14 protein-coding genes and 1 pseudogene are annotated in these 10,551 nt (G+C 33.4%); 13 read left to right on the forward strand and 2 right to left on the reverse strand.

Features of this window, described 5'->3' with window-relative positions; genetic code table 11:
* Together CN946_RS22995 and CN946_RS23000 are read left to right on the forward strand one after the other, a co-directional pair.
* Positions 1–738 (forward strand): RNA-guided endonuclease InsQ/TnpB family protein (locus tag CN946_RS22995; protein ID WP_141546971.1); only part of this gene is annotated, 738 nt, incomplete at its 5' end.
* Positions 739–926: 188 nt separating this feature from the next.
* Positions 927–1,595, forward strand: coding sequence for a GntR family transcriptional regulator (locus CN946_RS23000; RefSeq protein ID WP_098863153.1), 669 nt, complete (start codon positions 927–929; stop codon positions 1,593–1,595).
* Between the two features lie 147 nt (positions 1,596–1,742).
* On the opposite strand, the gene CN946_RS23005 is transcribed toward CN946_RS23000, so the two are convergent.
* A complete protein-coding gene (locus CN946_RS23005; RefSeq protein ID WP_098863154.1) occupies positions 1,743–2,543 on the reverse strand; it encodes an aspartate dehydrogenase in 801 nt (266 codons plus the stop codon).
* A gap of 190 nt (positions 2,544–2,733) precedes the next feature.
* Between CN946_RS23005 and CN946_RS23010 the strand changes: the two genes are divergently transcribed.
* From CN946_RS23010 to CN946_RS23025, 3 genes are all read left to right on the forward strand, one after another.
* Entirely contained in the window at positions 2,734–3,078 is a 345-nt protein-coding gene (locus CN946_RS23010; protein ID WP_098863155.1) for a 2Fe-2S iron-sulfur cluster-binding protein, read from the forward strand.
* Between the two features lie 263 nt (positions 3,079–3,341).
* The gene (locus CN946_RS23020) at positions 3,342–3,911 is read left to right on the forward strand and encodes a chromate transporter (protein ID WP_098863157.1); all 570 of its coding nucleotides are present in this window, start codon (positions 3,342–3,344) and stop codon (positions 3,909–3,911) included.
* Positions 3,911–4,435 carry a chromate transporter gene (locus CN946_RS23025; RefSeq protein ID WP_098427855.1) on the forward strand — a complete coding sequence of 175 codons (525 nt, stop codon included), beginning with the start codon at positions 3,911–3,913 and terminating at the stop codon, positions 4,433–4,435. The genes CN946_RS23020 and CN946_RS23025 overlap by 1 nt, the downstream gene beginning before the upstream one ends.
* Before the next feature lie 208 nt (positions 4,436–4,643).
* On the opposite strand, the gene CN946_RS23030 is transcribed toward CN946_RS23025, so the two are convergent.
* Positions 4,644–4,886 carry a YkuS family protein gene (locus CN946_RS23030; RefSeq protein WP_098863158.1) on the reverse strand — a complete coding sequence of 81 codons (243 nt, stop codon included), beginning with the start codon at positions 4,884–4,886 and terminating at the stop codon, positions 4,644–4,646.
* A 103-nt stretch (positions 4,887–4,989) separates the two neighbouring features.
* Between CN946_RS23030 and CN946_RS23035 the strand changes: the two genes are divergently transcribed.
* The 8 genes and pseudogenes from CN946_RS23035 to CN946_RS23070 all read left to right on the forward strand — a co-directional run bounded on the left by CN946_RS23035 (position 4,990) and on the right by CN946_RS23070 (position 10,348).
* A complete protein-coding gene (locus tag CN946_RS23035; protein WP_082459488.1) occupies positions 4,990–5,124 on the forward strand; it encodes a YuzL family protein in 135 nt (44 codons plus the stop codon).
* A gap of 200 nt (positions 5,125–5,324) precedes the next feature.
* On the forward strand, positions 5,325–6,260 hold the full coding sequence (locus tag CN946_RS23040) for a DUF1835 domain-containing protein (protein WP_098863159.1): 936 nt from the start codon (positions 5,325–5,327) through the stop codon (positions 6,258–6,260).
* A gap of 15 nt (positions 6,261–6,275) precedes the next feature.
* Positions 6,276–6,743, forward strand: a complete 468-nt coding sequence (locus tag CN946_RS23045) for an NUDIX hydrolase (protein ID WP_098863160.1) — start codon at positions 6,276–6,278, stop codon at positions 6,741–6,743.
* Positions 6,744–6,764: 21 nt separating this feature from the next.
* The gene (locus CN946_RS23050; RefSeq protein ID WP_098863161.1) at positions 6,765–7,739 is read left to right on the forward strand and encodes a DMT family transporter; all 975 of its coding nucleotides are present in this window, start codon (positions 6,765–6,767) and stop codon (positions 7,737–7,739) included.
* An 88-nt stretch (positions 7,740–7,827) separates the two neighbouring features.
* Entirely contained in the window at positions 7,828–8,760 is a 933-nt protein-coding gene (locus tag CN946_RS23055; RefSeq protein ID WP_098863162.1) for a DNA-3-methyladenine glycosylase family protein, read from the forward strand.
* 115 nt (positions 8,761–8,875) lie between these two features.
* Positions 8,876–9,427 (forward strand): thermonuclease family protein, encoded by a 552-nt coding sequence (locus CN946_RS23060; RefSeq protein ID WP_176547429.1) that lies wholly within the window; start codon positions 8,876–8,878, stop codon positions 9,425–9,427.
* A gap of 29 nt (positions 9,428–9,456) precedes the next feature.
* A pseudogene (locus CN946_RS24065) lies at positions 9,457–9,522 on the forward strand (excalibur calcium-binding domain-containing protein); the annotation flags it as partial.
* Positions 9,523–9,934: 412 nt separating this feature from the next.
* Entirely contained in the window at positions 9,935–10,348 is a 414-nt protein-coding gene (locus tag CN946_RS23070; protein ID WP_098863164.1) for a hypothetical protein, read from the forward strand.
* The last annotated feature ends 203 nt before the right edge of the window (positions 10,349–10,551 follow it).

Genomic DNA, 10,551 nt, shown 5'->3' on the forward strand with positions numbered 1-10,551 from the left:
ATTGAAAAAGTCGGTTGGGTTATAGTTTCTGAATGTATATCAGATAAAAAATACTATAATCCCAGAATTAGCCATGATGGGAAATACTGGTATATTTCTGTTGGAGTTGAAAAATCGAAACCAATAGTGGAACTGACAAATGTCTCACTTGGTATTGATGTGGGGATAAAAGATTTAGCCGTATGTTCAGATGGAACCAAGAAGAAAAATATTAACAAAACAAGCACTGTTAAAAAGGTAGAGAAACGCCTACGTAGGTTGCATCGTCAAGTTTCTCGTAAATATGAAATGAATAAGGAAGGACACCGTTTCGTCAAAACATGCAACATTATAAAAATCGAAAAGAAGATACAACAATTCTATAGAAGGTTGTCAAATATCAGGCTAAACCATCTTCATCAATCCACGAGCGAGATCGTGAAAACCAAACCTTATCGCATTGTAATGGAAGATATAAATATCAAGGGAATGATGAAGAATAAGCACCTTTCAAAAGCGATCGCGAAGCAGTGTTTATGTAAATTCAAACGCCAAATTCAATATAAATGTGAAAAATACGGCATTGAATTTGTTGAAGCTGATAAATGGTACCCATCTTCTAAAACGTGTTCAAGTTGTGGAAATAAAAAATATGATTTAAGACTATCAGACCGATATTTCAGATGTGAGTGCGGTCATGAAATCGATCGAGATGTAAACGCAGCGATCAACTTGTCACGATATAAATTAGTAATCTGACACTTAGATGTTATTACTGATATGTAGGATTCGTTGTATCCGAATTTACGCCCTTGGAGTGTTATACCAAACGAATGTAGCCTAACTAGGCAAAATCGAACACGTGGAAAAGGGAAATAAACGAAATCTATAAAAATAATCGTTATTTATTGATTTTTATAAGTTTTTGGCAACGGCAGGTGAATGGAATGGATATGGAAACTAATTTTCTTTCAATCCGGGAACATGCGTATAGATATTTAAAAGAATTGATTTTAGAGGGGCATTATAAGCCAGGTGATCGCTTAATTGAACGGGAGCTTGCTGTTAAGCTAAACATTAGTCGTACACCTATTAGAGAAGCTTTATTCCGCTTAGAATCACAAGGGTTTGTAAAAACGGTTCCCCGTAAAGGTGTCATCGTTTCGAATATTTCTGATGAAGACATTATGGAAGTGTTTACGATTTTATCTTCACTAGAAGTGTTAGCAGCAAAATTGGCTGCTAAAAAAATGACGGACGAAATTCAAAAAGAGTTTGATCAGAAAATCGAGGAGCTTCTTTATATTGAGGAACACTCAGACGAAACCTTTGAGAACGAGCATATTGAAATGAATCTCCTACTATATAAGGCAGCGAGAAGTCCGAAGCTATTTGAAATTTTATCCGGCTTAACAGATTATATCCATATGTCTGCTAATATGGGGTACGAAACGCCTGGGAGACGTAAGGAATCATTGAGGGAACATATTGAAATCATGAAAGCAGTACGAAATAAAGAAATAGAAATGTCGGAGTATTTAACGAAAATTCATATCGAAAATTCTAGACGTGCGTACATGAACTACATAGAAAAAAGAAAAGAAAAAACGATATAAAAATAGTTTGTGGATGTTTTCGTCTCTTTTCTTGTATGGAAAAAATCATTTTTCTAAAAAATAATAAAAGCCCCTTTAGTTAGACTGTCTAAACTAAGGGGGCTTTTTATTTTAGTTTCGTATTTCACAAATAGTAAAAGGAAAATACTAGATCCCAATAACGATAGAAGACGTTCTATTTTTTAAAGTATTACAAATACTCATTGCTACAATATACCCCGTCTTTGGATTAGTAGATGAAGGAATATTTTGCACCTTTACTTCCATTTCACCAAAAAATCCTTTTACGAAAATTTGGTGTGTATTACTGGTTATGCTTGGATCTACATAAACTTGAACTTTTGTTTTATCAAATCCGATTCCAGCAAGACTCAAGGTTGCTGAAACATTTGTGCTTTCCGGAAAAAGCTTAGAAGATTCTCTAGCAACGCCACTATAAATGCAAAAAGGCTCTTTAACTGTGTTTAAATCTACCTTTTCTTCTGCAATTGTTCCTCGCCAAGCACTCGGTGGTTTTCTCGTTACAAGTTTTACTTCATCAACACTCTGTAACATTGAGGCAGCAACACGATCCAATCCGGCAATTGCAGCAGAAGGGATGAGGATCTTGCTATTAGTAAGTTTTGCAGCTGTTTCTAGTTCTGCTAATAATGCATCATCTGCTAGTGCACCTACAGAAGCGATGATAAAATCACTACTAGAAGATAGCGCCCTTTTCCCATACTTATAGACAGCTTCATGACCTGCAGCTTCAATAATAATATCCAATCCCAATCCGAAAAATGCCTCTTCATTGTCGTAAAATAAATCGCTTATATGCGATTCGTATTGATCCTTACTTCGTACGAGAACCGCTTTTAATAATACATCCCCAGCCTTGCCTTCGTTTATGTATTTGACGATATCTTTTCCGATCGCTCCATATCCAATTAAACCAATATTAAGCACATTCATCACCTCGTTTTTTGAAAATTAAGATGTATTTGGTATACAAAATATTATATCAGACTGGTATATAAAAACAAATAGAGTAATATAAATTAAGAAAAATAGCTTAATATATGAAATTTTTATATTGTCAGAAGATTATAAATATGGTATATTGTATACCAAAGAGGTAAAGAGGAGGATTTGAATTATGCCGAAACTGAATTTTGCTACTAGTGGAAAAGTATTAGAAGTACCGGAAAACTCCAATATTTTACGTATGTCTCTTCGATTTGATGGGGAACTGCCAAATCGATGTGGTGGAGGCGTTTGTGGATCCTGCGTTTGTAAAATTGAAGAGGGGACTGTTGATCATATAAAAGTGCAGGAGCGTCGAAAACTTGGTGAAGAATGGTTAAGCAAAGGGTTTCGTTTAGGTTGCCAAGCTTTCATTACTGACGAAGATGTAACGATTTCATGGAACGAAGAAGTAACAGATGAAGTAAAAAAACGAAAATTAGATCATCCGAAAAAGAAAGTGACATTTACACCATAAAATTCAATTTTAAGAGCGGGAGTGAATGATATGTTGTTAGTATGCGACAAACATATGAAAGAAGCCTTAAGGTTAGTAGAAATGCCTCAAATTCAAAAAGCTCAAACTGGTGAGACATGCTCGTTTTGTAATGTGGAGACCTCGATTTTAATGAACATGGTCAATCAACCTAATCCAGTTAAGAAAAAACCATGCGGCAATTGTGTGAAGTGCTCTTGTCTTATTGCAAACTAAAAGAAAGATAAACTAAAGGGATGGATTTTATGAAACAGTTAAACGTCTTTATCGCCTTTTTTAGGAGCAGCATGCTCGGATACGGAGGTGGACCATCGACCATTCCTTTAGTACATAAAGAAGTGGTTGAACGCTTTAAATGGATGACTGATGAAGAATTCGGAGATGTGCTCGCTATTGGAAACACACTGCCTGGTCCGATTAATACAAAAATGGCTGGATACATTGGGTTTAAAGTAGGCGGTAAAATTGGGATGATTAATGCAATAATTGCAACGATTCTGCCGACGATTATTTTAATGGTTGTTTTATTAACTACTCTAGTAACATTTAAAGATCTAAAATGGGTGCAAGGAATGACGAAAGCAATTGTTCCTGTAGTTGGAGTCATGCTTGCTGTGCTAACTTGGCAGTTTGTAGAAACTTCCGTTAAGGGGCTTAAATGGCCCTTTACAATCGGACATATTTTAGTAGGGATTGTTTTAATGCAATATTTTCATATACATCCAGGATTTATAATTGGAGGGCTACTGTTATTTGCGGTCGTTAAGCCAACCAAATCAGTTGAAGGTAAAAAATCAAAAGGACTGTCTGCATAATGGTATATTGGAACATTTTCTGGGCGTTTTTTGTTGCTAATATTTTAGGGTATGGAGGAGGCCCTGCGACCATTCCGCTTATTCAAAAAGAAGTCGTCACAAGAGGTTGGCTTACACATCAAGAATTTAATGAGGCTCTTGCTATGGGGAACTCTCTACCTGGACCGATTGCTACGAAAATGGCAGGTTATATCGGATACCATGAAGGTGGTATACTAGGTTCATTTTTGGCTGTATTCGCTACAGTTGCACCGTCACTAATCCTCATGCTGACCTTAATGGGAATTTTGTATAAATATCGTCATTCGATTCAAGTTAAGCGAATGACACTTTACGTTAAGCCAACAATCGCAGTTTTACTTGGCGTTATGGCTTATAATTCATTTCATGATTCATATTTTCAAATTGGTATTGGACAGTTTTTGTTTTTAGGAGTGATTAGTTACATATTAATGGAGAAAGTAAAGCTACATCCGGCTTTTATTGTAATGGGAGCTTTGCTATATGGTGGATTAAATTTATAATTTGAAAAAAGGGTGAGCAAATTACATTAAATTTTGCTTACCCTTTTTTGCACATTAGAAAGCTAAAATTTAAAGCGACGAAGGGGACTCGACGTGGTCGCATATTTTGAAATTATGTAAAAGTGCAACTGTACTTCTATCATCGCTTTAAAGTTCGCCAAATGGCGAGTTTTTTAGAATGTTTAATCTAACTATTGTTTGTAATTTGTTATTGTAATCTGCTTTCAACTTGTTGACAAACTTCATCAGCTGTTAAGCCACTTGCCTCGATTACTGATCCTTGTGTAGATACATTTTGCATTCCCATTACATTTGAATCAAGTCCTGTTACTACGCAGCAATCGCAACCATTTGCATCTGATTCTTGTTTTAATTCAACAACATCGTGTCCCGCTGAACGTAATGCTTCTTGAACATTTGTTAAAGATTGTTCTACTCCGATTCTAGCCATAAAAAACACCTCCTCAGAAATATAAGATTTGCAATTTACAGGAAAAATATTCTTTGAATAAAGAAGTTTAGGTTTAGAAAAATTAAAGATGGAGGTGTTTAAAATGGGAAAAACTAAAAAAGATCCATCTAGAGTTGGCTTAGGATCACCAAATGTACAAGGTCAAGGGACTACAACATCTGAAACTGGTGTTGAGATGTCTTCTAGTAGAAAAAAACAAAAAAGAGAGATTAAATAAAGACTATTGGTTTAATTTCAAATGGTAGGAATTTGTCAATGTCATTCAAAGCTAAGAAAATGTCTCGCCACCTATTTATATAGGTGGTTTTTGTTTTGATAAAAAATAATAATAGATGTAAGAGGAATCTACGATCGTTAAGAAGAATTAAGAACTGTATTTTCATTTTAATTAAACCAATGGAGAAAGAAGATGAATAGATGAATCATATTGTAAATGGTGATGTGGTTGGAGGAAAAATAAAGACTTTAAATGATAATATTGTTGTATGGCGAGAAATGTATGATTTTGGACCACTTAGTCAAGATTGGACATTAGAAGAAACATATAAAAGAAGAGCAGAATTTTTTGAACAAAAGCTACAAATTCCTTCGAGTTTTTTTATTGAAAATTGCCGAAGCCAATATCAATTATTAAATGAACTATCTCGTTCTGAAGAAGTTGTTCTATGGTTCGAACATGATCGATACGATCAGGTGACGATTCTCTATTTATTATCGGAATTATCGGCGCTTGGATTTCAAAAAATTTCGATGGTTAGCATAAATGAATATGAAGGAATTGAACCATTTTACGGATTAGGTCAATTATCTTCAGAGCAATTAATTGGATTACTTCCAACTAAACAAGAAGTTACAGACAAACAAATAGAAGAAGCATGTGCTGGATGGATAGCGTATTGTTCAAATAATCTAACTGAGCTTAATGAATTTATTCTAAAATGTCATGCGCTTCCGTTTTTAAATCAAGCTTTATTAAGTCATTTGACATATTTTCCTTCTCAACAGAACGGATTAAATGAAGTAGAATTTTTAGCATTATCAATGATTAATGAAGGTATCACCTCCTTTGCAGAACTATTTAATAAACTCGTAAAACAAAGAACAAATGATGGATTAAGCGATTTGTATTTCGCAACAATTTTAAATGAATTATTGAAATGTGATTACCCTTTAATAAGTAGTGACAGTGAATTACCAAGTTATAAACAACATAACCCAAAAGCAAAAATTGAATTAACTAAATGGGGATTAGACGTACTAACGGGAAAAGCAAATCGAATGAATTTAATTGGAATTGACTGGTGGGTTGGAGGGGTTCATTTAATTGAAAAACCCTCTAATAATAGGATGTAAGGTCAGGTATTAATAATGGATGTTGTATTTAAATCAGAGAACAAAGTATTTAATTTAAGGGTAGCAGGTATTTGGATTGAAAATGGGCATGTCTTGATACACAGACTAGCAAGTGACACAATTTGGTCATTACCTGGTGGTAGAATAAAATTCAATGAAGAATCACATTTAAGCTTAAAAAGGGAGTTTATTGAAGAATTAGGAATTGAAGTTGAAATTGACCAGATGATGTGGACAGTAGAAAATTTCTTTACTTATAAAGGAAATGATATCCACGAAGTTGGTCTTTACTATAAAATAAAATCAGAGAATAAGCTTACTAGTACAATGAATGAATCATTTTACGGTAAGGAAGGTAATCGATTAATTTTTAAATGGGTAAGTATAGAGAAACTGGAAGAAATTGAATTATACCCTGAATTTTTGCGAAAAAAACTAAAGGAAGTTTCAACCGAAAATCATTTTATCGTAAAAGATAATTGAAAACGTTATAGAGGTGGTAATATGCGCCCTATTTTATTAGGAGTATTAGCGGCATTTTTCTTTTCAATCACATTTATTTTAAACCGCTCGATGGAATTAACCGGTGGAAGTTGGATTTGGAGCGCATCTTTAAGGTACTTTTTTATGGTACCTTTTTTATTGATCATCGTAATCGCAAGAAGAAATTTGTATGATCTATTGAAAGAAATGAAAGGGAAATTAAAAAGTTGGATTATATGGTCAACAATTGGATTCGGTTTATTTTATGCACCAATATGTATTGCAGCAGTTTATTCTCCAGGATGGCTAATAGCTAGTTCATGGCAGATAACGATTTTATCTGGGTCACTTTTAGCACCATTTTTCTTCATATCAGTTCAAACATCAAAAGGAACTCGGAAAGTACGTGGAAAAATTCCTTTTAAAGGATTAGGAATGTCATTATTAATCATATTTGGTATTTTATTAATGCAAGTTGAGTTAGCTACAAAAATAGCTATTTCAACAGTTTTAACAGGTATTTTACCAGTTATTATTGCCTCATTTGCATATCCACTTGGCAATCGGAAAATGATGGAAATATGTGATGGAAAGCTAGATGTATATCAACGCGTTTTAGGAATGACCTTAGCAAGTTTACCGTTTTGGATCATCCTATCAATCTATGGTTTATATACTGAAGGACTACCAAGTCAAAACCAAGTATCACAATCATTAATGGTAGCGATCTCATCAGGAGTAATTGCTACTGTATTATTTTTTCAAGCTACTGATTTAGTAAGGGGAAATATGCAAAAATTAGGTGCAGTAGAAGCAACCCAATCCATGGAAGTATTATTCACAGTAATTGGTGAAATGCTCTTTTTATCATCGGCATCTCCATCAATTATTTCTTGGATTGGAATGATTATTATCATGATCGGAATGATCTTACATAGCTATCTATCACAGAGGGGTAAGTCCGTACTGCAAGATAAGGAAACTGTTAATTTATGAAAGATTATTCAGTAAAATTCAAATAACGAAAAAGAATGGCAATACTTTTACTTTTTGAATATTAATCTTGTGGAAAGAGGTGATGAGTATGTATAAAGAATTCAATGAATCACTTGTATTAGATAAAAATAAGAATTCGATATCAATCTTAACACCAAAAGATTTCAGTTTTAAAGAATGCTTAGTATTTCTAGCACGATCTAAAAATGAGGTACTTCATAAAGTTAAAGGGGAATACTTTTTTAAACTTATTAAAATAGAAAATAGATTAATTTTACTAAAAGTAAGTAGCAATCATAACGAATTATTAATTGAATTTCAAGACCAAAATCCAAGTGAAGAAATAAAAGTAGCTGCAGCAGCATTTATATGGGATTTATTTGATTTAGACAGAAACCTATCCGAGTTCTATCAATTAGGTAAAGATAATCAAATGCTACAGTTATTAATTGACCAGCATTTTGGTCTTCGCGTAATTGGAATTCCGGATTTATTTGAAGCATTTACATGGGCAATTATGGGGCAACAAATCAATCTGTCATTTGCGTTTTCTTTAAAAAGAAGCTTTGTTGAAAAATATGGAGAACGCTTTAGATGGAATGATGAAATTTTTTGGTTATTTCCAACTCCAGATGTAATATCCAAACTTGAAGTTTCTGATTTAACTAGTCTGAAATTTACAACACGAAAAGCTGAATATGTGATTGGGATCGCAAAATTAATGACAGAAGAATTCATTTCCAAAGAATCTCTAATACGTTTAAATTCATACGAGAAAAAGTTAAATAAGTTATTAGAAATTCGAGGAGTTGGGAACTGGACTGCTGATTACGTTTTGATGAAATGTTTACAAGAAAAATCTGCATTTCCAATTGCCGATGTAGGAATACATAATGCATTAAAAAAACAACTATCATTAGAGAAAAAACCTTCAATTGAAGAAATTAAGAAAATGGCTACAAAATGGAAGGGCTGGGAAGCTTACGTAACGTTTTATTTATGGAGATCATTATATTCCTAAACTAATAATACAAAGTAAAGTTCACTAAAATTGAAAAATCCCCCTAAATTTCGATACATGATTGGTATTTATTGTTAAAATAATGTGTAGTAACAGGAATAATTGGGGGAACAACATGAAAAGACTTATTTTATTAACTGTAATGGCTATTCTTGGACTTAGTGGATGTTCACAGTCGACAGCATCAGTTAATACGAAAACTGATTCAAAATTTACAGTTGAGCTTATAAAATGTATTGATGGAGATACTGCCAAATTTACAGAAGTTGGTACAACAAGATTCTTATATATCGATACGCCAGAAAGTACAAGAACGATTGAGCCATATGGAAAAGAAGCTTCAGCATATACATGTAAGCTATTAAAAAATGCAAAAACAATTCAGATTGAATATGATGGACAAAAAAAGGATAAATATAATCGAACACTTGCATGGGTTTGGATTGATGGCAGACTAATTCAAAAAGAAATCATAAAAAAAGGCTATGTAGAAAAATTTTATGATTATGGTAATTATTCCTATGAATCAGAGCTAAGAAGCTTACAAGCAACTGCCCAGCAGCAGGGTGTGGGTTTATGGAGCAAAAATAATGCCAATCAAACAAAAACGAAACGAATAATTCGTCTAAAAATAATAAACAGTATTTTAAAAATTGCGCGGACTTAAGAAAAGTCTATCCAAATGGAGTACCAAAAGGGAATAAAGCATACCAAGCACAAATGGATCGAGATCATGATAATTACGCGTGTGAAACAGAGTAAAAACACCTAATTCTAGGTGTTTTAGACTGCCCGCCAAACGCTCGCTTTCTTCGTTACTTCGCCTGTCTGCGGTGCTCATTACCGCCTATAGGTAACTCCGCTCCTCACCAGGCTTCGAGCCTCGAAAGACAAGCGCTTGCAATCAGTCTGAAAATCAAGTATTTAGTACTTTGTCTACACACTGAAACACCTATTACTAGATGTTTTTTATCTGATTAGGTCTTTTATTTTCGAATTCAATCCCTGACTCTTGGAATTATTAAGTTTTGTCTTAAAAATTTTAAAAGAGCAGCAATTCTACAAAGGATTTTCGGTTTAATAATAGAATAGTATTAGTGCCTAAAAAATTATTTTTACAATCTTGCTTAATCATGACAAAATATAAATAAGAAAAATTGAAGAGGACGGGACTATGATTAAATTTTTTAAACGACTATTTGGTAAAGAAAAAACAAATCAAGTTACATTGCCATTAAAAGAAACTCGTTCCCTTTCAAAAGTGGAAATCGAATATATTATTAGTGAGTTTACTGATAAACAGAATAAATTGGTAGATGATATGAAAAAACATTCAGTTAATAATGCCGATATTGAGTTTAATGAACTAATCACAAATAGAATCATGAATAATTTAAAGTACAGAATACCTTTTTTAGAAATTGAGTTAATTTATTTAAATAATGTTTTAAGAGGAAAGAAAGTAAAATCAATAAAATATAAATTGTTTCATCAAGTCAGAGACACTGAAACGACAGAAATAACAGATATGGTTATTAATCAAGGATACTCTTTCGTTCCTTCAGTAGGTTATTTAAAAATTGGATAAAATCATGATGAAACCCACAAGGTTATGTACTTGTGGGTTTTCACGCTGTTGAAAAACAATCTTGTCAATTAATTATCAAATTTTCGTAAAAGGAGTAGAGTGATGTTGATTTCCATTACAGGATGCTCGCTTTCCATGGGGCGAGGTTCTTTAGCCTCCTCGGCAAGCCTGCGGGGGGGGCCTTTAGCCTTCCCGCATATCCC

Source organism: Bacillus sp. AFS053548, assembly GCF_002575105.1.
Lineage (GTDB): Bacteria > Bacillota > Bacilli > Bacillales > Bacillaceae_G > Gottfriedia.